This is a genomic window from Acidimicrobiales bacterium (genome assembly GCA_035316325.1).
Taxonomy (GTDB): Bacteria; Actinomycetota; Acidimicrobiia; order Acidimicrobiales; family VFJN01; genus DASXTK01.
Genome location: DATHJB010000205.1, coordinates 1 through 20,982 on the forward strand (window position 1 = coordinate 1; position 20,982 = coordinate 20,982).

Annotated in this window: 19 protein-coding genes and 1 pseudogene; 8 read left to right on the plus strand and 12 right to left on the minus strand. The window is 72.4% G+C overall.

Annotated elements, in window-relative coordinates:
* Positions 1-1,230: pseudogene (locus VK611_26700) on the minus strand (pyridoxal-phosphate dependent enzyme).
* On the opposite strand from VK611_26700, the gene VK611_26705 reads away from it, so the two are divergent.
* The 4 genes from VK611_26705 to VK611_26720 are packed head-to-tail and all read left to right on the plus strand — an operon-like array spanning position 1,142 to position 6,923.
* Positions 1,142-3,715 (plus strand): molybdopterin cofactor-binding domain-containing protein, encoded by a 2,574-nt coding sequence (locus VK611_26705; protein ID HMG44952.1) that lies wholly within the window; start codon positions 1,142-1,144, stop codon positions 3,713-3,715. The pseudogene VK611_26700 and the gene VK611_26705 sit on opposite strands and share 89 nt — an antisense overlap.
* Complete coding sequence (locus VK611_26710) at positions 3,712-4,740, plus strand: amidohydrolase family protein (GenBank protein ID HMG44953.1); 1,029 nt, start codon at positions 3,712-3,714, stop codon at positions 4,738-4,740. Before VK611_26705 ends, VK611_26710 begins: the two co-directional genes overlap by 4 nt.
* On the plus strand, positions 4,725-5,738 hold the full coding sequence (locus tag VK611_26715) for an LLM class flavin-dependent oxidoreductase (GenBank protein ID HMG44954.1): 1,014 nt from the start codon (positions 4,725-4,727) through the stop codon (positions 5,736-5,738). Before VK611_26710 ends, VK611_26715 begins: the two co-directional genes overlap by 16 nt.
* A gap of 15 nt (positions 5,739-5,753) precedes the next feature.
* Positions 5,754-6,923, plus strand: a complete 1,170-nt coding sequence (locus VK611_26720; protein ID HMG44955.1) for a serine hydrolase domain-containing protein — start codon at positions 5,754-5,756, stop codon at positions 6,921-6,923.
* Positions 6,924-6,989: 66 nt separating this feature from the next.
* Here VK611_26720 and VK611_26725 read toward each other — a convergent pair whose 3' ends face one another.
* The 7 genes from VK611_26725 to VK611_26755 all read right to left on the minus strand — a co-directional run bounded on the left by VK611_26725 (position 6,990) and on the right by VK611_26755 (position 14,575).
* Positions 6,990-7,487, minus strand: coding sequence for a VOC family protein (locus VK611_26725; GenBank protein HMG44956.1), 498 nt, complete (start codon positions 7,485-7,487; stop codon positions 6,990-6,992).
* 44 nt (positions 7,488-7,531) lie between these two features.
* Positions 7,532-9,388: an APC family permease gene (locus VK611_26730; protein HMG44957.1), complete on the minus strand. Its 1,857-nt coding sequence runs from the start codon at positions 9,386-9,388 to the stop codon at positions 7,532-7,534.
* A gap of 45 nt (positions 9,389-9,433) precedes the next feature.
* Positions 9,434-10,651 carry a glycosyltransferase family 1 protein gene (locus tag VK611_26735; GenBank protein ID HMG44958.1) on the minus strand — a complete coding sequence of 406 codons (1,218 nt, stop codon included), beginning with the start codon at positions 10,649-10,651 and terminating at the stop codon, positions 9,434-9,436.
* A 237-nt stretch (positions 10,652-10,888) separates the two neighbouring features.
* Positions 10,889-11,410, minus strand: a complete 522-nt coding sequence (locus VK611_26740) for a flavin reductase family protein (protein HMG44959.1) — start codon at positions 11,408-11,410, stop codon at positions 10,889-10,891.
* The gene (locus VK611_26745) at positions 11,407-11,904 is read right to left on the minus strand and encodes an NAD(P)H-dependent oxidoreductase (protein ID HMG44960.1); all 498 of its coding nucleotides are present in this window, start codon (positions 11,902-11,904) and stop codon (positions 11,407-11,409) included. The genes VK611_26740 and VK611_26745 overlap by 4 nt, the downstream gene beginning before the upstream one ends.
* A gap of 246 nt (positions 11,905-12,150) precedes the next feature.
* Positions 12,151-12,897: an alpha/beta hydrolase gene (locus tag VK611_26750; protein HMG44961.1), complete on the minus strand. Its 747-nt coding sequence runs from the start codon at positions 12,895-12,897 to the stop codon at positions 12,151-12,153.
* A gap of 466 nt (positions 12,898-13,363) precedes the next feature.
* On the minus strand, positions 13,364-14,575 hold the full coding sequence (locus tag VK611_26755) for an acyl-CoA dehydrogenase family protein (protein HMG44962.1): 1,212 nt from the start codon (positions 14,573-14,575) through the stop codon (positions 13,364-13,366).
* Between the two features lie 86 nt (positions 14,576-14,661).
* On the opposite strand from VK611_26755, the gene VK611_26760 reads away from it, so the two are divergent.
* Positions 14,662-15,321, plus strand: coding sequence for a helix-turn-helix domain-containing protein (locus VK611_26760; protein HMG44963.1), 660 nt, complete (start codon positions 14,662-14,664; stop codon positions 15,319-15,321).
* Positions 15,322-15,390: 69 nt separating this feature from the next.
* Here the strand turns inward: VK611_26760 and VK611_26765 are convergent, their stop codons facing one another.
* From VK611_26765 to VK611_26775, 3 genes are all read right to left on the minus strand, one after another.
* Complete coding sequence (locus VK611_26765; protein HMG44964.1) at positions 15,391-15,591, minus strand: cold-shock protein; 201 nt, start codon at positions 15,589-15,591, stop codon at positions 15,391-15,393.
* 168 nt (positions 15,592-15,759) lie between these two features.
* Positions 15,760-15,984, minus strand: coding sequence for a translation initiation factor IF-1 (gene infA / locus VK611_26770; GenBank protein ID HMG44965.1), 225 nt, complete (start codon positions 15,982-15,984; stop codon positions 15,760-15,762).
* 96 nt (positions 15,985-16,080) lie between these two features.
* Entirely contained in the window at positions 16,081-16,842 is a 762-nt protein-coding gene (locus VK611_26775; GenBank protein HMG44966.1) for an SDR family NAD(P)-dependent oxidoreductase, read from the minus strand.
* A 68-nt stretch (positions 16,843-16,910) separates the two neighbouring features.
* Here VK611_26775 and VK611_26780 point away from each other — a divergent pair, with 68 nt between their 5' ends.
* Positions 16,911-17,525, plus strand: coding sequence for a TetR/AcrR family transcriptional regulator (locus tag VK611_26780; protein HMG44967.1), 615 nt, complete (start codon positions 16,911-16,913; stop codon positions 17,523-17,525).
* Here the strand turns inward: VK611_26780 and VK611_26785 are convergent.
* The gene (locus VK611_26785) at positions 17,522-19,246 is read right to left on the minus strand and encodes an ATP-binding protein (GenBank protein ID HMG44968.1); all 1,725 of its coding nucleotides are present in this window, start codon (positions 19,244-19,246) and stop codon (positions 17,522-17,524) included. The two genes, VK611_26780 and VK611_26785, sit on opposite strands and share 4 nt — an antisense overlap.
* A gap of 129 nt (positions 19,247-19,375) precedes the next feature.
* Here VK611_26785 and VK611_26790 point away from each other — a divergent pair, with 129 nt between their 5' ends.
* Both VK611_26790 and VK611_26795 read left to right on the plus strand, forming a co-directional pair.
* Entirely contained in the window at positions 19,376-19,879 is a 504-nt protein-coding gene (locus VK611_26790) for a sigma-70 family RNA polymerase sigma factor (protein HMG44969.1), read from the plus strand.
* A partial coding sequence (locus VK611_26795) for a hypothetical protein (protein ID HMG44970.1) occupies positions 19,872-20,982 on the plus strand: 1,111 nt, incomplete at its 3' end. The genes VK611_26790 and VK611_26795, both read left to right, overlap by 8 nt.

A 20,982-nucleotide genomic window follows, 5' to 3' on the forward strand; every position in this document is an offset into this window, starting at 1 on the left:
GATCGACTCGAAGTTGGCGGGGTCGGTGACGCCCTCGGTGGCGAGGAGGAGCACCCGGGTGTCGGTGGGGAGGGACGCGGTGTCGGTGAGGGTCAGCAGGCCGGCGAGGGCCGCGGCACCGGTCTCGCCGACATCGAGGCCCGAGTCGGAGAGCTCGCGGATCGCCTCGCGGCAGCGCTCGTCGGTCACCGAGACGAAGGCGGTGAAGCCGGCGGTCACCGTGGGCAGGGCGACCGGGGAGGCGAAGCCGCAGTTCAGGCCGGCCATGATCGACCGGTGGGGGCCCGGCACCTCCACGATCTCGCCCGCCTCGACCGCCGCCGCCACGCAGGCCGCGGAGTCGGGCTCGACGCCGACGAGCGTCGGGCCGCGGAAGTTGGTCGCCGCCGCCGCGCCCAGCGCCCCGACCCCGAGGGGCACCATCACGACGTCCGGCGGGGCCGCCAGCTGCTCGGCCAGCTCGGCGAAGATCGTGGAGTAGCCCTCGATGACCCACCTCGGCGGGTCCTCGTGGCCCGGCTACGAGGTGTCGGAGACCACCAGCGTGTCGTCGGCCGCGAGCGTGGCCGACTGGGCGACGGCGTCGTCGTAGGTGCCGTCGACCACCACGACCTCGGCGCCCTCGCCGGCGATGGCGTCGATCCGGGCCGCCGCGGTCCCCTCCGGGACGAGGATCGTGGCCTTCAGCCGCCACAGCGCCGCCATGTGGGCCACCGCCCGGCCGTGGTTCCCGTCGGTGGCCGCCACCAGGCGCAATGGCCCCAACCGCGCGGCCACGGCGTCGGCGAAGTCGTCCACCGTCCCCCACTCCGGCACCTCGCCCACCCGCGAGCACAACAGCCGGTAGGCCGCCCACGACGCCCCCAGCACCTTGAACGACGGCAGCCCCAGCCGCGACACCTCGGCCTTCACCAGCACCTCGGCGACGCCACACCCCATGGCCACGGACGGCAGGGACACCACCGGCGTCGACGCGTAGCCCGGCAGGCGACGATGGAACGACAGCACGTCGCCGGACGACGAGGGGGCGGGCAGCGGCGACGTGTGGGGGTTCAGCAGGAGCGGCACCGGGGGAGTTTTACCGAGTGGTAACGGCAACGACTTCAACAATTTGTTGAAGTCTGGCAAGGTAGGCAGGGCTGTGGCTCGCTTCTCGCTCAACGGTGCCGACGTCGAGGTCGGCGAGCACCCCCACCTGCTCGCGGCCCTGCGCGAGGAGCTCGACGTCACCAGCCCCAAGGACGGCTGCTCGCCGTCGGGTCACTGCGGCTGCTGCACGATCCTCCTCGACGGCAAGGCGGTGGTCAGCTGCCAGACGCCGCTCGCCAAGGTCGAGGGCCGCCGGGTCACCACCCTCGAGGGCATCGACGCCGACGAGCGCGACCGCTACGCCGGCGCCTTCGCCGCCAGCGGCGCCCTCCAGTGCGGCTTCTGCACCCCCGGCATCGTGCTGCGCTGCAAGGCCCTCCTCGACAAGGACGGCCCCGCCCTCACCCGCGACAAGGCCGCCCGCCACCTGGGCGCCCACCTCTGCCGCTGCACCGGCTACCACCCGATACTCGACGCCGTCGAGGCGCTGGCCAAGGGCAACGAGGCCGAGATCGCCGTCGAGGCGCCCACGGCGCTCGGCACCCGCTCCACCCGCTACCAGGCCGGCGAGCTGGCGTTGGGCGACAAGCCCTACGTCGACGACCTGCGGGTCGACGGGATGCTGCACGCCGCCGTGGTGCTGGCCACCCACGCCCGGGCCGACGTCCTCGCCATCGACACCACGGCGGCAGCGGCGACCCCCGGCGTCGTGCGGGTGCTCACCGCCGCCGACGTCCCCGGCGAGCTGCGCATCGGGCTCATCCACCGCGACTGGCCGGTGTTCATCCCGGTGGGCGGCCGCACGTCGTACACCGGCGACGTCCTGGCACTGGTCGTCGCCGAGGACCGCCAGACCGCCCGCGCCGCGGCGGAGCTCGTGCGGGTCGACTACCACCGGCTGCGCCCCATCGTCGACCCGGTCGCCGCCGTCGACGACCCCGAGGACGCCGTGTGGGGCCTCGACGGCAACGTGCTGTCGCGCAGTGCCTACCGCCGGGGCTACGTGGGCGCCGAGCTGTCCGCCGCGGCCCACGTCGTCCACGAGGTGTTCCAGACCCAGCGGGTGGAGCACGCCTTCCTCGAACCCGAGTCGACGCTGGCGGTCCCCCTGGAGGACGGCCGGCTGGAGGTGTTCTCCGGCGGCCAGGGCGTGTGGGACGACCGCCGCCAGATCGCCGACGTCCTCGGCATCGACGAGGACCGGGTGCTGGTCCACCTGGTCGCCAACGGCGGCGCCTTCGGCGGCAAGGAGGACTGCGCCAACCAGACGCAGACCGCGCTCGCCGCCCACCTGCTGCAGCGGCCGGTGAAGTGCACGCTCAGCCGGGAGGAGTCGCTGCACGTCCACCCCAAGCGCCATCCCGTCCGCATCGAGGCGTGGGCCGGCTGCGACGGCGACGGCCGGTTGATGGCGCTGCGGGCCCGCATCGTCGGCGACTCGGGTCCTTACGCCTCGGTGGGCATGAAGGTGCTGGAGCGGGCGGCCGGGCACATGGGCGGGCCGTACGTGTGGCCGGCGATCGACGTCGAGGCCGTGGCGGCGCGCACCAACAACCCGGTGTGCGGGGCGTTCCGGGGCTTCGGCGCGAACCAGGCCCAGTTCGCCACCGAGGGCCTGCTCGACCGCCTGGCCGAAGCCACCGGCATCGACCCGTGGACCATCCGCTCGCGCAACGTGGTCACCCCCGGCGCCACCTGGGGCCCGGGCCAGATCATGGACGAGGGCTGCCTCGGCGCCCGCGACTGCCTCGACGCCCTGCGCCCCGCCTGGGCGGCGGCCCAGGCCGAGGGCAAGGCTGTGGGGCTCGGCCTCGGGCTCAAGAACTCCGGGCTGGGCAACGGGTTCGTCGAGGTGGCGAAGGCCGTCGTGCGCTTCGAGCACGACGACACGATCACCGTGCGCCACTGCTGGACGGAGATGGGCCAGGGCATCCACACGGTGGCGGTCCACGTCGCCGCCCAGGAGCTCGACGTGGACCCGGCGCGGATCCGGGTGCTGGTCGACACGTCGCGCGAGCTGGGCGCCGGCCAGACCACCGGCAGCCGGGGGACGCTGATGGGCGCGGGCTCCGTCGCCGCGGCCTGCAAGGCGGCCCTGGCGGCGGGCTGCACGCGGGGCGTCGACTACGAGGGCGAGCATCGCGTCGACTGGACCCAGGCGATGGGTACGGTCGAGCATCCGACCATCCACTCCGCGTTCGGCTACGCCGCCCAGCTGGTGATCATGGACCCGGAGACGGGCAAGATCGAGCGGGTGGTCGCCGCCCACGACGTCGGCCGGGTGGTCAACCCGCTGCTGTGCGAGGGCCAGGTGCTGGGCGCCGTCCACATGGGGCTCGGCTACGCCCTCACCGAGGACTTCCCCACCGACGGCGAGGGCCGCCCCACGGCGCTGACCCTGCGGTCGCTGAACATCCTGCGCCCCAAGGACATGCCGCCGGTCGAGGTGCTCCTGATCGAGCGCCCCCAGCCCCGGTCGCCGTACGGGGTGAAGGGCGTGGGCGAGATCGGGCTGGTGCCGACCGCGGGTGCCGTCGCCGCGGCGCTGCACGCCCGCGACGGCGGGTGGCGCTCGTCGCTGCCCATGTCGATCGACCCGGTCGACCCGGTCGGCCCGATGGCATGACGGGGGCGCAGACGCCGGGGCTGGTGTGCGCACACCACCACCTCTACTCGGCGCTGGCCCGCGGGATGCCGTCGCCGCCCCGGACGCCCACGGGGTTCACGGAGATCCTGGAACAGGTGTGGTGGCGCCTCGACGCCGCCCTCGACCTGGAGCTGGTGCGGTGGTCGGCGTTGCTCGGCGCAGTGGAGGCGCTCGAGGCCGGGACGACAGCCATCGTCGACCACCACGCCAGCCCCACGGCGATCGACGGCAGCCTCGACGTGATCGCCGCGGCCTGTGCCGAGGTCGGGGTGCGGGCGGTGTGCTGCTACGAGGTGACCGATCGGCACGGCACGGCCGGCGCCGAGGCCGGGCTGGCGGAGAACGACCGCTTCCTGAGGGCGGGCGGGCGGGGCATGGTCGGCGCCCACGCCTGCCTCACGCTGTCGGACGCCACCCTGGAGGCCGTGGTGGGCCTGGCCGCCGACCACGGGGTGGGCGTCCACGTCCACGTGGGCGAGGACGCGGTCGACGCCGGGGCCGCGGAGCGCCTGCGCCCGCACGCGAACGACGACTGGCTGCTGGCCCACTGCGTCCACGTCGACCCTCCCCTGGCCGGGACGGTCGCCCACAACCCCCGGTCGAACCTCAACAACGGCGTGGGTTACGCCCGCCCGGCCCGCTGGTCGGCGGCCAGCAACCGGGTGGTGCTGGGCAGCGACGGCATCGGGGCGGCGATGCTGGAGGAGGCCGCGCTGGCCTACGTCGCCCAGCGGGCCGACGACGTGACCGCCACCCCCGAGGCGGCCTGGGCCTGGCTCGATGCCGGCGGCGACCTCGTGCCCGAGGTGCGCGACGACGTGGTCACCTGGTCGGCCGACCGGGTCGATCCCTGGTACCTGGCGTTCACGCCGGGGGTGCGGGCCGAGCGGGTGGTGGTCGACGGCGAGGTGGTGGTCGACGGCGGCCGCTGCACCCGGGTCGACAGTGAACGAGTCCGGGCCCGTGCCTGGGAGGAGGCCGAGAAGCTGTGGTCACGCCTGTGACGCCGAACCCGACACCAGTGGCGCTCTACATCCAGGACGCCCACCCGATCCGCGACGCCATGGCGTACGTGCAACGGGCCGAGGAGCTCGGCTACGCCGCGGTGTGGCAGGCCGACAGCCGCCTGGTGCGGGAGGCGACCGTCCCCATGGCGGCCTTCGCGGCCACCACCGACACCATCGCCGTCGGCTCCGGCGTGATCGACATGTGGACCCGCAACCCGGCCCGGCTGGCGTCGCTGTTCTCCACGCTCGACGACCTCGCCCCCGGCCGCATCCTCGCGGGCCTGGGCGCCTGGTGGGAGCCGCTGGCGTCGAAGGTCGGCGTCGACCGGCGACGGCCGCTGCAGGCCATGCGCGAGGTGGTCGAGAGCGTCCGGGCGCTGCTGCGCTGCGACGGCCCGGTCGACTACGACGGCGACTTCGTGCACCTCGACGGCGTGGAGCTCGACTACGTCCACGAGGAGCGCCGCCCCAAGGACGTGCCGCTCTACATCGGCGCCACCGGCCCCAAGATGCTGGAGCTGGCCGGCGAGATCGCCGACGGCGTCGTCCTCAACTACCTGGTCTCCCCCGCCTACAACGACCGGGCGATGGAGTCGCTGGCCCGAGGCGCCGAGCGGGCCGGGCGCTCGGTGGACGACGTCGACCGGCCCCAGCTGGTGGTGTGCTCGCTGGACGACGACCGCGATGCGGCGCTCGACGCCGCCCGCCTGCTGGTCACCCAGTACCTGGGCCAGCAGCCGCACATCATGAAGGCGTCGGGCGTCCCGTCGTCGCTGCTCGACGACATCAACCGGGTGCTCACCTGGCCCGCCACCCACGAGCAGGTGGTGGCGGCGTCGAAGCTGGTGCCCGACGAGGTGGTGCACCTGCTGTGCGCCGCCGGCACGGCCGAGGAGTGCCAGGCGAAGGTGGCCGAGTACGTCGCCGCCGGCTGCACGTGCCCGATCCTCTACCCCCTCGGCGACGTGGAGGCGACGCTCACGGCCTTCAGCTGACAGACTGCACGCTGCATGCAACGTTTCACCCGGGGGATGACGGCCGCGGCGCTGAGCGCGGCCCTGTTGGCTGCGTCGTGCTCGTCCGGCGACGACGACTCGTCGAGCGAGACCGACGACACGACCGAGACCACCGAGGCCGCCGCGCCCGACACCGCGTTCCCCGGCGAGGAGTGGGCCACCGTCGACCCCGCCGAAGCCGGCTTCGACCCCGCCAAGCTCGACGAGATCGCCGCCGCCGCCGAGGCCAGCGCGTCGTACTGCTTCCTGGTGGTGCGCCACGGGGAGCTGGTGAAGGAGTGGTACTGGGGCGAGGAGACGCCGACGACACCGCACGAGGTGTTCTCGGCCACCAAGTCGTACGCGTCGACGCTGGTGGGGCTGGCCGTGGCCGACGGCAAGCTCGACGTCGACGACAAGGCCTCCGAGTACATCCCCGAGTGGGTGGGCACGCCCTCGGAGGACGTGACCGTCAAGGACCTGATCAGCAACGACTCCGGGCGCCACTGGACCTTCGAGGAGGACTACCCCGGCCTCATCGGCGCCCCCGACCGCACCGCCTACGGCATCGGCCTCGGCCAGGACGAGCCACCCGGCACGGTGTGGGTGTACAACAACTCGGCCATCCAGACCCTCGACGCCGTGCTCGACGCGACAGTGGACGAGTCGCCCGCCGACTACGCCCAGGAGCGGATCTTCGAGCCCATCGGCATGGCCGACTCCGAGATGACCCTCGACGGTGCGGGCAACACCAACATGTTCTTCGGGCTCCAGTCGACCTGCCAGGACATGGCCCGCTTCGGCCACCTGTTCCTCAACCAGGGGACCTGGGACGGCGACGAGGTGGTGCCGGCGGAGTGGGTGGACGAGGCGATCGGCGCCCCGTCGCAGGACCTGAACGCCTCCTACGGCTACCTGTGGTGGCTCAACCGCAAGGGCCCGCAGCCGAACCCGGACGCCGCCACCGACCCCAACGCCGGTCCCGGCCCCGACGGCCAGGCGGTCCCCGGCGCCCCCGAGGACATGTTCTGGGCCCACGGCCTGGGCGACCAGATCATCGCCGTCGACCCGGGCTCCGACACGGTGGTGGTCCGCCTCGGCGACGGTGGGGCGGGCGGCAGCGGCTTCGGCCGCGCCGAGATGGCCCAGGTGGTCACCGAGGCCCTGGTCGACCCGGACGCCTGACCGAAACTTCGACACAGATGGCGCTCTGGCGACCACTTCTGTCGAAGTTTCGCCTGCGGGCGGGCGTCAGAAGGGCTTCTCGCCGATCCAGCAGGAGAACTCGAGCAGGATCCCGTCGGGGTCGAAGAAGTAGAGGCTGCGCATGAACACGCCCGGGTGCATGTGGCGGCTGACGCCGTCGGGGCTGTCGTCGTGGTTGGCGACCTCGGTGCACTCGATGCCGTGCTCGACCAGCCGGTCGCGGTAGCCCTCGATCTTCTCGGGGTCGACGTCGAACGCCACGTGGTTCATCGACCCGACGGCGCTGAGCAGCCCCGGCGTGCCCGGCAGCCCGCTGGGCGCGGCGATCCCCGGCGCCGGTCCGGGCGACCCGGGGATCCAGAAGAACGCCAGGCAGTCGCCGTTGCCGAGTCCGAAGAAGAAGTGCTGCCCGAAGCCGTGCGGCAGCTCGATCTTCTTCACCAGCGGGAAGCCCAGCACCCCGCTGTAGAAGTCGACCGTCCGGTCCATGTCGCTGCACACCAGCGCCAGGTGGTTGATCCCCCGTACCTCGAACGCCGTCATGGACCCAGTGTGCCGCAGGCCAGTCGCTCAGCCCATCAGCGCCCTCAATCCACCTGGAACGGCACCGACGTCACCACCGTGTTCGGACGGTAGAGCAGCCGGGCCTTCAGGGCGAGGGCGCTCTGGTTGTGCAGCAGCTGCTCCCACCAGTGCGTCACCACGTACTCGGGGATCACCACGGTGAGGGTGTCGTCGGCCCAGCGGGCATCGGCGTCGTCGAGGAAGGCCTCGATCACCGACGTCACGTCCCGGTACGGGTCGTCGAGCACCTCCAGCGGCACGTCGAAGCCGGCCGCCGCCCACTCCTGCTCGGCGTCGTCCCGCCGGCGGTCGTCCTGCAGCACGGTGACCGCGAACAGGTGGTCGGGCCGCATCGCCTGGGCGTAGCGGACGGCGTGGGCCACCACCCGCGTCGGGTGTGACACCAGCACCACCACCGTGTGGCGGACCGTCTCGTCGAGGTCGCCCTCGCGCAGCGCGATCGACTGGCCGACCCGCCGGTAGTGGCGGTGCACGGCCACGAACGCCCCCACGATCAGCGGGATCATGATCGTCGGCACCCAGGCGCCCTCGGTGAACTTCGACACCAGCACCACCACCAGCACGATCCCCGTGGCGACCGCCCCCAGGGCGTTGATCGCCAGGCCCAGCTGCCAGTGCGGCTCCCGCACGCGCCGGTGGTGCAGCACCATCCCCGCCTGGCTGAGCGTGAAGCTCGTGAACAGGCCCACGGCGAACAGCGGCACCAGCGCCGACACCTGGGCGTCGAACGCCACCAGCAGCCCGATCGACGCCAGCGTCAGCACGATGATCCCGTTGGAGAAGGCCAGCCGGTCGCCGCGGGTGGCCAGCTGGCGGGGCATGTAGCCGTCGGAGGCGATCACCGCCGAGAGCCGGGGGAAGTCCGCGAACGCCGTGTTGGCCGACAGGATCAGGATCGCCGCGGTGAAGAACTGGAGCACGTAGTAGAGCGGGTTGTGGTCGCCGAACACGGACCGGCCCATCACCGAGAGGATCGTCTCCTCCTCGCTGAGGGTCGGGCGCAGCTGCAGCGCCAGCGCGGCCACGCCGCAGAACAGCACCGCCAGGATGCCGCCCGTCCAGCTCAGCGTGATGGCGGCGTTGCGGGCCGACGGCGGGCGGAAGGCCGGCACGCCGTTGGAGATGGCCTCCACGCCGGACAGCGCGATGGCGCCCGACGAGAACGCCCGCATCAGCAGGAACAGCGACAGCGTGCCGAGGGTCGCGCCGTTGTCGGTGGCGTGGGACAGGGCCTGCTGGTCGACCGGCAGCTCGCCGAGGTCGCCGAGGGTCGTGCGCAGCAGTCCATAGCCGATGAACACCACCATCACCGCGATGTAGCCGTAGGTGGGCGGGGCGAACAGCCTCCCCGACTCCCGCACGCCCCGCAGGTTGGCGATCGCCAGCAGCACCAGCAGCGTCACGGCCACCGCCACCTCGTGGTTGCGCAGCGGGTCGATCGCCGAGGTGACGGCGGCGGTGCCGGCGGCGATCGACACGGCCACCGTCAGCGTGTAATCGACCAGCAGCGATGCCCCGGCCACCAGGCCCGGACCGGTGCCCAGGTTGTCCTTGCTGACGATGTAGGAGCCGCCGCCGTTCGGGTACGACTTGATGGTCTGGCGGTAGCTGAAGACCACGATGGCCAGCAGCACCACCACCAGCAGCGACAGCGGCGTCAGGTAGCCGATGGCGGCCATCCCGGCCACCGGCACCAGCACGTGCAGGATCTCCTGGGTGGCGAAGGCGCTGGAGGCGACCGCGTCCGACGAGAAGATCGCCAGACCCACCTTCTTCGACAGGCGCTCGTGCGAGGCGGCGGTCGACGGCAGGGGTGCGCCGACCAGCAGACGCTTCGTCGTCGAGTACAGACGGGGCACGACGCCGGAAGCTACTGCGTGACGCCGGCGGGTCGGACTATGCGGCTACGCGGGCGGCACCGGCGACGCCGCGGCGACGCTCCGGTAGACGTCGACGATCGCCGCGGCGGTCTCGTCCCAGCGGAAACGGGCGAGACCGTCGGACGACGCGGTCGCCAGGGTGGCCCGACGTTCGGGGTCGACCAGCAGGGCCACGATCGCGTCGGCCCAGGCCGCCGAGTCGTGCGGCGGCAGCAGCTGGCCGTTGCCACCCACGATCTCGGGGATCGCCGACGCGTCGGCCGCCAGGATCGGGCAGCCCCGGGTCATCGCCTCCAGCAGCGGCAGCCCGAAGCCCTCGTGGGTCGACGGGAACACCAGGGCGGCGGCAGCGTCGAACAGGGCGTCGAGGTCGTGCCGGGGCAGCCGCCCGAGGCGCCGCACCGCCGAGCCGATCCCGTGCTCGTGGGCCAGGGCGGCGATGGCCGCGTCGCCGGGACCCGGCCGTCCCGTGAGCACCAGCGTCACCCCCGGCCGTTGGGCCACCACCTTGGCGAGGGCTCTGACCAGCACCTCGTGGTTCTTGTGGGGGTAGGTGATGGCCGGGTAGAGCAGCAGCTCGCTGTCGGGGTCGAGGCGGTAGCGGCGACGGGCGGCGGCGGCCGCGTCGGCATCGCGGGTGCGGGCGCCGCGCACACCGGGCGGGACCACCATCACCTGGTCGGCGGGGGTGCCCAGGTGGCGGACGACATGCTGGCGCACGTGCTCGCTCAGCGTGAGCACCATGCCCGCGTGCCGGGCCGACCGCGGGAGCGCGGTGCGCAGCCAGGCCCGCTTGGCGGGACGGAAGCGCTCGGGGTGGGTCAGGGGCTGCAGGTCGTACACGGTGAGCACCGAGCGTGACGCTCCCAGCGGCGGGATCGTGCCGCCCAGGTGGTGCACCAGGTGCAGCCCGAGGTGCCGCACCTGGTACGGCAGCCAGGAGTTCTCCCAGAACAGCCGCAGGCCCCGCTTCTCGCCCAGGCCCGGGCCGGGGACGAGGACACCGGCCGCGTCGAGATCGGGGTAGGCGTCGGCCAGCTCGGGCTGGCAGAACACGGTGAGGTCGACCTGCCCGGATCGAGCCAGCTCACGCACCAGGCCGACGGCGTAGTCCTCCGACCCGCCCACGTCGCCCGGCACCAGCCACAGCAGGTTCGCTCCGACCCGGGGCCCGGCGACCGACGCCGACGACCGGCCCGGGGCCGACGCCGGGCTACCTCGCTCGGGTGAGGTGTCGTGCAAAGCCAAAGTCGCGGAGCCGCCCTGGGGATGTGCGCACCGATCAATGCCTCTATAGACGCCTGAGCCACCCGAAGTGGTTCACGAAAGCCGCGAAAACCGGGGAGATCGACGTTTGGTCCTGCGGCGGTCGGACGTCTCAGCGCCGAAACTAGCTGGCCACCGGCGACCACGTGGGGTCACCTGTCCCCAATGTGACCGCTCGGCGTCTGGCCGCTACAGGGCTACGACCTGCACCGACTACACGGCGGCGGCGGCGAGGCGGGCGAAGCGGCTGGCGTGGAACACCAGCGGCTCGACGCTGGGGTCGGCCTCCAGCGCCACGATCCGCAGCACGGCGATGTGGTGGTCGCCGGCCGGGATCTCCTGGTCGATCACGCAGTCGAGCCAGGCCGACGCGCCCTCCACGAACACGGCGCCGTCGTCGGTCGCCTGCCAGGTGCACTCCGCGAACCGGTCACCGTCGCGGGACGCCAGCTGACGGCAGGCGACGTCCTGGTCGGCGCTGAGGATGCTCACCCCCAGGCGGGGCGCCGTGCGGAGCTTCGCCCAGGTGGACGAGCCGTTGTCGGCGCACACCAGGATCAGCGGCGGGTCGAGCGACACCGACGTGAACGAGCTGGCCGCCATGCCCACCGGCTCGCCGTCGATCTCGGCGCACACCGCGGTGACGCCGCTCGGGAAGCAGCCGAACACCTTGCGCAGGTCGCCGACGTCGATCACCTCGTGCGCGGCCACCTTGATCGCCATCGGCGCGGTCACAGCGCCTCCCCCAGCGACGCCAGCACCTGCGGCCGGGCCACGGTGAGCCACGGCTCGACCGCCTCGGGGTCGTCGAACGACGTGTCCACCAGGTAGAGGCCCTTCGTGGGGCACGTCGCCCCCAGCTCCACCAGCACCGGCTTCAGCAGCAGCTCCGGCGCCAGGGCGTGGGCGGGACCGGCGCCGAGCATCAGCGGCACCGCCACGACGCCGGCGAGGCCGTCCGTCGGGATCTGGTCCAGGAAGAGCTTCACCAGCCCGGTGTAGGTGGCCTTGAACGTGGGGCTCGCCACCACCACGACCTGCGACTTCTGCACCGACTCGACCGCGGCGGTGACCGCCGGGTCGCCCCAGCCCAGCAGTCCGGCGCCCAGCTCGACGACGTCGACCACGATCTCGGGCGGCGCGCCGCCCAGCTTCTCGGCCACCATCACCGCGGCGCTCAGCGTGCGGGAGGCGGGCTTGGGGTTTCCGACGACCACGGCGATGCCCATGCGGGCCAACGTATTGCGGCACCCCACCGGGTTACATATCCGCGGCGGCGGCAGTCGGCCGGACCCGTCCCGTCCCGAGTCATCTGTAGCCACCGATCCACGGTCGAGTCGTTCGTCGTCGGAGACCGGCTTGTTGGCTGTCGTGAGATCGCTGACAGGGATGCGGCGGCGCCGACAGCGACAGCGGCAAGACGGAAATCTCGACGGAGATGGCGCCATAGCCGCCGTCCCTGTCGAGGTTTCGGGCTACGACGGGTCGCCGGTCTCGTCCCAGAAGGCCTCGAGGAGCTGGGCGGCGCCGGACGGGTCGGCGAGCATCCACCAGTGGCCCTGGCCCTCCAGGTCCACGACACCTGCGCCGGCCCGGGTGGCCGAGCGGCGGGCGGCGGCGCCGTCGAGGAACGGGTCCTCGCTGGGCACGAGCACCAGGCCGGGCCGAGGGATGTCGACGAAGTCATCGCCCCAGTCGTCCTGCGTCCGCACGGCCGAGCGGTAGAGGGTGAGGATGGCGTCGGTCATGGTCCGGTCGATCGCCGCCGCCATCGCCTGAACCGACTCGCTGGGCTCCTCGCCCGCGCCGAAGGTGGCTGCCTTGTCGGCGGGCGACGCTGCCAGCCAGCCCTCCATGAACGCCTCGCCCTCGCCGGGCGTCTGCCACATCCGGGCGAAGTCGTGCCACGCGAAGTCGGGGTCGGCCATGCCGGCGGCGTCGAGCACCCACGTGCGGACCAGGTCGGGCCGGATGCTCACGAGCCGCAGGGCGAACCCGCCGCCCCAGTCGTGGCCCACCAGGTCGACCGGTCGGCCGAGCGCCTCGACCTCGCCGATCAGCCAGTCGGCGTAGGCGTCCTTGGTCGGCTCGAAGCCCTCGGGGAGCGGGTTCCCGAACCCCGGCAGCGACAGCGCCACGACGTCGTCGCGCTGCAGCTCGCCGCGCAGGGCGTCCCACAGCCGGGCGGTCTCGGGCACCCCGTGCACCAGAACAGCCGTCATGCCCGGGACTCTACGACGGCGACCCGCCGGTGAGGTGGGTGAGCTCCTCGGGGTTGGCGACGATGTCGAGGTGGGTGACCTGGCCCCTGTCGACGACGAAGGCCAGCACGGGTGTGACATCGTCGGGTGGTGAAGCGTTGGTGGCTGGGGATGCCGTCGTCGAAGACCTACGAGCTCACGATCTGATCTAACGTCGAGCGCTCGAAGTGCCCCGGCTGAGTCGCCCCCGGCCCCGCTCCCCAGCGGAAGTGCTGCGGTGGTCGCCCGGGGCGGGCGGACAGGCCGGACGACCACCAACAGCGAGATCATTCTGCCACGCTTCGCGGCGCGAGTCGCGCATCCCGTGAGAATCGAGTCACTGTCAGTCGCCGACAGGCGCCGGAGCAGGGCAAACGTCCCGAGTGAACAACTCGCCCCGCCCCGGCCGCCGACTGCCCGTCGCAACCGCCCGTCGTAGCGACTCGCGCTACTCGGTGTCGACCGGCTGGCCCAGGGCCAGCTTGCCGGCGTAGCTGAGGGTCACCTCGGGGCTGAACGGGTGGAAGGTGCCGGCCCGTACGTCGCGCAGCGCCCGCTCCAACGGCGAGCGCCGGTAGTACGACCGCCCGCCCAGCACGTCCATGGCCAGGTCGACCACCTCGATGGCCTCCGTGACGGCGTGCCGCTTGGCCAGCATCACCGCCGACACCGCCTCGGGGTTCACCGTGTAGTCGTCGCCGAGCTGGTCGAGCGACCCCATGAGCCCCCACCAGGCGACCCGCAGCTTGGCGTCCATCAGGCCCACCTGGCGCTGCACCCGGGGCAACGTCGCCAACGGCGTGACGCCCCGGGCGGCCGTCGTCGCGCCCGCCACGGCGACGTCACGGGCGCCTGCGGCGATGCCGAAGTACGTGGCCCCGCCCACCGGGGCGAAGTGGAACCCCGCCACCAGCAGGGGCGGCGCCATCTCGCCCCACACGCGCCGGGCGACGATCCGCTCGGCCGGCACGTGCACGTCGTCGAGCACGAGGTCGTGGCTGGCGGTACCGCGCATGCCCAGGGTGTCCCAGGTCTCCTCCAGCCGCACGCCCTCCGCCGCCAGCGGTACCGAGAAGTGGAGGACCTCGGCGCCGTCGCCGGGGGCACCCACCACCGCCGAGGTGGAGATCACCGTGGCGCCCGGCGCCTGGCTGCAGAACACCTTGCGCCCGCTCACCAGGTAGCCGCTGCCGTCGGCGTCCGGCACCGCCACGGTCGTGGGCCACAGCCAGTCGGACCCGCCGCTGGTGGCGATCACCAGGCCCTCGTCGGCGACCCGCCGCAGCACGCCCTCGGCGTCGGGGGCGCCGTTGCGCCACCGGTACACCTGCGCCAGCGTGTTGTAGAGGTGCATGGTCGATGCCAGCGCCGCGGCACCGTCGTGGCGCGCCAGCTCGGCCTGGGCGTAGCAGACCTGCCGCATGCTGGCCCCGAGCCCGCCGAGCTCGGTGGGCACCGCCAGCGCCAGGTAGCCGCCGGCGCGCATCGCCGCGTACGCCTGGTGGACGAAGGTGGCGTCGCGGTCGTGGTCGGCGCTGTGCTCGGCCGCTACCGCCCCCACCTCGGCCGCCATGCCGACGAACCGGTCGTCGTCGTGCCGCAGGGCCGCCGGGTGCACCCGGTCCACTGTCGTGGTCGTCTGGTCCGCCGTCACCGTCATCTGTCCGCTCCTCGTGTGTTCCCGCACGTCTGGTCGGTACGAACGTAAGGGGCCATCGGTTCGACAGGTAGTACAAGATGTGAACCATGAGGACGTATGCGCAGTACTGCCCGATCTCGCGGGCGCTCGACGTGCTCGGCGAGCGCTGGACCCTCCTGATCCTCCGCGACATGCTCGTCGGGGCGCGCCGGTTCAACGAGATCGCCCGCGGCCTGCCCGGCATCTCCCGGGCGCTGCTGTCCCGCCGCCTCCGCCAGCTCGAGGCCGCCGAGCTGGTGCGCCGCACCGACGACGGCTACGAGCTGACCCAGGCCGGCCAGGACCTACGTCCGCTGGTGTTCGGCCTGGCCGAGTGGGGCGCCCGCTACACGTTCGGCGACCCGCGGCCCGAGGAGCTCGACCCCGAGCTGCTCATGTGGTGGATGCACGAGCGGATCGACACCAGCGAGATCGACCGTCGCGCCGTCGTGATGGTCGACATGACCGACTACCGGCGGCTCTTCTGGCTGGTCCTGGAGCCGGGCGACGCCTCGGTCTGCTTCACCGACCCCGGCTTCGAGGTCGACGCCGTGCTCAAGGCCCGGCTGGCCGAGCTCTACAAGATGTGGAACGGCCAGACCGACCTGCTGGCCGCCATGCGGGACGGCACGATCGAGCTGCAGGGCGCCCGGTGGATCGTGCGCGGGCTGCCGAAGTGGTTGCAGCTCAGCCCGGTCGCCGCGCTCGTCCGGGAGGCCCGGGCCTGACGAACCGGCCCGAAAACTGGCGAACCGCCGGCGTTAGCCGGCGGTTCGAAGAGACCTGTGACTCGGAGATCAGACGACGCGAACGTTCTGAGCTTCCTCGCCTTTGCGGCCGGGGGCGACGTCGAACTCGACGTTCTGGCCCTCTTCGAGGGTCTTGTACCCATCGCCCTGGATGTTGGAGAAGTGGACGAACACATCATCGCCCTGCTCACGCGAGATGAAGCCGAAGCCCTTCTCTGCGTTGAAGAACTTCACGGTACCTGTAGCCAAGGGATTATCTCTCTTCGGTGTCTCGTCGGTCCTTCTGACCGAACGCGCCTCAGAACCGTACAGCGTCAGCCGCCGAATCACGCGTTTCCGCGCCAAGAGGTCGTCGGCGGCTCACTCCACCGACCACCCCGCCGCTGCCCCGAGCGGTGAAGGCTGCGCTTCGCTGGGTCACTTGTAGCGGTAGGTGATGCGGCCGCGGTTGAGGTCGTAGGCGGAGACCTCCACCTGCACGCGGTCGCCGGGGAGGATGCGGATGCGGTTCTTGCGCATCTTCCCGCTCAGGTGGCCGAGCACCTGGTGGCCGTTGTCGAGGGAGATCCGGAAGTGGCCCCCCTTGAGTGCTTCGTCTGTCCGTCCTTCCAGGACGAACGCATCTTCCTTGGGCTTCGGCAAAATCAATCACATCCTTCGATAGGGAACGTCTCATGCTACGGCCCAGAGCCGCAGGTACGCCTATCAAAGCCCGAGAAATGGCCGAAACAACCCCGGTCAGCCCTCCTGTTCGGTGGGGCGGATCAGGAGCTCGTTGACGGCGACGTGACGGGGGCGGGTGACGATGTAGGCGACCGCGTCGGCGATGTCGTCGGCTTGGAGCCGCTCGATTTCGGCGAAACGCCGGCGGATCGAGTCGCGGATCTCGGGCCGGTTGTGCCCGGCCAGCTCGGTCTCCACCGCCCCCGGCTCGACGAGCGACACGCGCACGTGGCGCGCGGTCACCTCCTGTCGCAGCGACTCGCTCAGCGCCCCCACACCGTGCTTGGTGAGGTTGTAGACACCACTTCCACTGCGGGCGATTCGGCCTGCGACCGAGCTGACATTGACCAAGTCGGCGACGCGCCGCGGACCGTCGGTGGCCGCCGCCAACAGATGAGGCAGGCCGGCGTGGGCGCAGTAGAGGAGGCCGAGCACGTTGATCTCGACCATGCGCTGCCATTCGTCGATCGGCGCCCCGACGGCCGGGCCCAGCAGCATCATCCCGGCGTTGTTGACCAGGGTGTCGAGTCGCCCCAGCTCGGCGACGGTCTGCTCGACCGCGGCCCGGGCCTGCGCCTCCTCGGTGATGTCGGCCGGGATCACCAGCGTGCGGTGCCCGGGCCCGTCCAGCTCCTTCGCCAGCGCGTTCAGCCGGTCGGCCCGGCGGGCCACCAGCGCCACCGCGGCGCCATCGGCGGCGAGCCGTCGGGCGGTGGCCTCACCGATGCCGCTGGATGCGCCGGTGACCAGCGCGACAGTCCCCTCGAGAGTCGACATGGCAGCAAGATACGGGGCTCGGGGTCAATGAGGGCGCAAGGCAGCGCGAACTCGTACGATCGAGGCAGATGAGTGCCGCCGGAACCCGACCCGTGCCGCACACGAAGCCGAAACGTGTGCGCAAGAGCCCCGACACCCGCCGCACCGAGCTGGTCACGGCGGCCCGTGGGGTGTTCGCCACGACGGGCTACGTCGACACGGGCTTCGCCGAGGTCGCAGCCGCCGCCAAGGTGTCGAAGGCGCTGCTCTACCACTACTTCCCGCAGGGCCGACCGGAGCTGTTCGTCCACGTCACGCAGGACCTGCTGGCCGAGTTCACCGAGCGGCTGCGCAACGCCGCCAAGGCACCGTTCTCCGCCCGCACCCGCATGGAGCACCTGCTGGGCGCCCTGTTCGCCTTCTTCGACGACAACCCGCAGGCCTACCGGCTGCTGTTCCGCGACCCGTGGGTCGCCCACGACGAGGCGGTCGAGGCCGCGGCCATCGCCACCCGCGTGCAGCTCGCCGGCGAGATGGCCGTGGTCATGGCGCCGTCGGGCCTGCCGGCCGACGAGCTGCTGATCGCCAGCACCGGCGTCCTCGGCTTCGCCCTGGCCAACGTCGAGCTGTGCCTCGCCGACCAGGTGAACGCCGAGAAGGCGTGGCGCCTCACCTGCACCTACGCCGTCGCCCAGTTCCCTTAGTGACCTGACTGGACCCCCAGGCGGGCGCGGACGACCGTGCCCGTGCCGGGGGCGCTGTCGACGTCGACCGAGCCGTTGGTGAACGCCGCGAACGACCGCATCGCCGCGATGCCCGACTCGTAGAGCACCGTGTGGGGGTCGAAACCGACGCCGTCGTCGGCGATCCGTACCTCGAACAGCGCGCCGACCACGTCGAGCGACACGTCCAGCCGTGACGCCCGGCTGTGGCGCCACACGTTGCGCACCGCCTCCTGGATGATGCGCAGGACGACGGTCTCGGTGATCCAGTCGAGCACCAGGTCGGCGTCGACGTCGACGGTGAGCTGCGGCACCGGGTCGTCGCCCCACAAGCTGTCGACGTAGGCCTGGATCGGCACCTGGAGGCTCTCCGAGCGGGGCGCTGCGGCCCCGGAGCCGGACCCGGCGCCCGTGTCGAGCGGACCGACCGCGAGCATGAGCTGGCGCAGCGACTCGGCATGGCGCGACATGTCGTCGCGCACCATCGCCGACGCACCGCTGAGCGCCGTCGACCGCGCACGGCCGCCGGTGGGCGTGCGGGTGGTCGCCAGCAGGTACGACACGAACGTCGCGTACGCCGACATCGCCTGCTCGTGGAGCTGCGCAGCCACCGCGTGGCGATCCTCGTCGATGCGACGGATCATGCGGGCGAGCAGGTCGCGACGGTCGCGCGCCGCCTTCTCCACCAGCGCGTAGAGCCGCCGGGTCTCCCGCACCGCCAGCAGCTGACGGATCGCCGCCAGCACCAGCAGCCCCACCGTGACGCCCAGCGCCACCGGGACGGCCCAGTCGGCGTCGTCGTGCTGGACGACGACGACCGCCAGCAGGACGGGCACACCGAGCAGCGTCATCGCCGGGGCCAGCCCTCCGCCCCGCACCTGGGCGTGCAGGGGCAGGCGGCTCAGGCCGGTCGTCACGTTCGCCGGCATGTAGAGGGGGACCAGCAGCAGGAGGCTCATGCAGGCGCCCTGCATCCCGAGCAGCGGCCCGCTCGGCAGCGTGAAGCCCGAGACGGCCTGGGCGGTCTGCAGCCCGCCGTTGAGCACGCCCAGCATGGCCAGGAGGACGCCGAGGATCTCGCGCGGCGTGCGCTCCGGCCCGAGGCGCACGAACAGCACCACCGCCCAGTAGCAGCCCGACACCATGCCCAGCGTGGCCAGCGCGGCAGGCAGGGCGAACCAGGTCGCGTCCGACGACAGCACCGCGTCGCCCCACACCAGCGCCGCGGGGGCGCTGACCACGGTCATGAACATCAGCCACTCGACCACGTCGACCGACACCGCCCGCCGGCCCGACCGGGTGCGCACGACGCCGGCGACGGCCGTCGTCAGGAACACCCAGGTGAGCCCGACCACCACGACGCCCACCGGCGTCCCGGCCGAGAACCCGGTGGCCAGGCCGGCGAGTATCCCGATCCCGGTGGAGTAGACGCAGACCAGTGCCGCCGCCCACAGCGTCCAGTACTGCCGGCTGGGTTGCGGCACGACGCGGAGCGACAGCCAGGTCACCACCAGCGCCGGGGTCGTGTAGACGCCGCTCGCCAGCAGCACGAACGCCACCAGGTACTCGCTCCGACCGTCGGCCAGGCTGCCGACGGCGACCACGACCGGCAGCGTGAGCAGCACGTAGACCACGCCCGCCCTCCGCACCCGCGGCGAGAAGCCGCCCTCGAAGCTTGCGCGCCACTTCAGAGACGTCGGCATTGTTCCCCCAACGTGTCGTCTCGTCCCCAACTCAGACCAGCCCCGCCCGAGTATCCCGCGAACGGCAAGGCTGTGCAGGACCGAACTGGAACCTGACCGTCGTGCTACGCGTCTGGAGGGGAGGTGGGCATGATGCGCAGCGACGAGCGGTTCGACGAGATCTACTCGGCGCACCGCGACGACCTCTACCGCCTGGCGGTGCTCATCTGCGGCGACCGCGCCCGCAGCGAGGACGCCGTCGCCGACGTGTTCGCCAGGGTGCTGCCCCGCTGGCGGCGGGGCACGGTGCTCGACCACCCCCGGTCGTACCTGCGACGGGCCCTGGTCAACGAGCTGACCGGCGGCTTCCGGCGCCGGGCACTGGAGCGCCGCGTCGCCGCCCGCCAGTGGGGCGACGACCGCGGCGGCTCGACCATGGAGGCTCAGGTCGACGAGCACGACGTCCTGCAGGCCGCGCTGCTGCGCCTGCCCATGGCCCAGCGTGCGGTGCTGGTGCTGCGCTTCTACGCCGACCTCGGCGAGGCCGAGACGGCCCGGCTGCTGAAGGTGTCGCCGGGCACCGTGAAGTCCCGGACGGCGCGGGCGCTGGCCCGCCTGCGCGTCCTGCTCGACGAGGAGACGATCGATGCCTGACCTGACCACCCGGCTCCGGGAGGACTTCGAGGAGACCGCCCGTCACCTCACCCCGCCCGACCACCTCGACGACCTGGTCCGACGACGGCGTCGCCAGCACCTCCGGCGGCGGCGGGGCGGCGTCTCCGGGGGCCTGGTGGTGGCCGGCGTGGCGGCGGCGCTGGTGGCGACGCGGCTGCTGCCGGGCGGCGACGACCCGTCGTCGGTGGTGGCCGGGTCCTCCGAGGACGTGGTCGACGGCGCTCCCCTGTTCCTGGTGCCGGACGCCGTGCCGTCCGGGTTCGAGCTGCTGGAGGCGTCGGGTGGCGACCTGCCGGGCATCACCGTCGGCATGGCCACGATCTCCGACTGGCAGAACACGCAGCGCTGGGTGCGCTACGACGAGGCGCGGGAGCACCCGACCGACATCCTCGACCTGCGCTGGTCGCACGTGCGGACCGACGGCTCCCTGGCACCCGACCACAGCCGGCCGGTCACGCTGCCCGACGACTCGGTCGCGCAGCACAACCCCGACGACTACGAGGTGTACAAGGCCTTCCCCGACCAGTCGCTCCAGGTGAGCGTGCGGGGCATCGTCGCCCCGGCCACGCCCGACGGCCCGACCGATCCTCTGCCGTTGGAGCTGATGACCGCCGCGATGGCGTCGTTCGAGGAGCGCGACGGCAGCTACACGCTGGCGAGCCCGCCCGAGGGCTTCGAGCTGGCCGGCCAGTGGACCCGCGGGGGCGACGGAGGTACCAACGGACGGGTGCTGGCCTACGGCGACCCCGCCGCCGAGCGGGGCTTCCAGATGCAGGTCGTCGACGACAGCGGGATCCCGCCCGCGGCGAGCCTCGACTCGGCCGACGACCGGGTGGTCACCGTGCGGGGCAACGAGGCACTGCTGTCCCAGGGACTGCTGGCGCCGCCGAGCTTCTTCGGGGAGGGCACGCTGTTCCTCGCCAGCGCCGACCGCTACCTGCAGTGGATCGAGCCCGGCGGGGAGCGGGTGACGATCACCGCGCGGGGCCTGTCCGACGACGAGGTCCTCGCCGTCGCCGAGAGCCTCGAGCCGGTCGACGCCCCCACCTGGTTCGCCCTCCAGGACACCCCCGAGTCCGAGA

Bases quoted from the DNA above. Each gene is read 5' to 3' on its own strand.
- VK611_26790 (HMG44969.1), top strand. From the start codon at position 19,376: ATGATGCGCAGCGACGAGCGGTTCGACGAGATCTACTCGGCGCACCGC.
- VK611_26750 (HMG44961.1), bottom strand. From the start codon at position 12,897: ATGACGGCTGTTCTGGTGCACGGGGTGCCCGAGACCGCCCGGCTGTGG.
- VK611_26755 (HMG44962.1), bottom strand. From the start codon at position 14,575: ATGACGGTGACGGCGGACCAGACGACCACGACAGTGGACCGGGTGCAC.
- VK611_26785 (HMG44968.1), bottom strand. From the start codon at position 19,246: ATGCCGACGTCTCTGAAGTGGCGCGCAAGCTTCGAGGGCGGCTTCTCG.
- VK611_26745 (HMG44960.1), bottom strand. From the start codon at position 11,904: ATGGGCATCGCCGTGGTCGTCGGAAACCCCAAGCCCGCCTCCCGCACG.
- VK611_26760 (HMG44963.1), top strand. From the start codon at position 14,662: ATGAGGACGTATGCGCAGTACTGCCCGATCTCGCGGGCGCTCGACGTG.
- VK611_26725 (HMG44956.1), bottom strand. From the start codon at position 7,487: ATGACGGCGTTCGAGGTACGGGGGATCAACCACCTGGCGCTGGTGTGC.
- VK611_26710 (HMG44953.1), top strand. From the start codon at position 3,712: ATGACGGGGGCGCAGACGCCGGGGCTGGTGTGCGCACACCACCACCTC.
- VK611_26720 (HMG44955.1), top strand. From the start codon at position 5,754: ATGCAACGTTTCACCCGGGGGATGACGGCCGCGGCGCTGAGCGCGGCC.
- VK611_26775 (HMG44966.1), bottom strand. From the start codon at position 16,842: ATGTCGACTCTCGAGGGGACTGTCGCGCTGGTCACCGGCGCATCCAGC.
- VK611_26780 (HMG44967.1), top strand. From the start codon at position 16,911: ATGAGTGCCGCCGGAACCCGACCCGTGCCGCACACGAAGCCGAAACGT.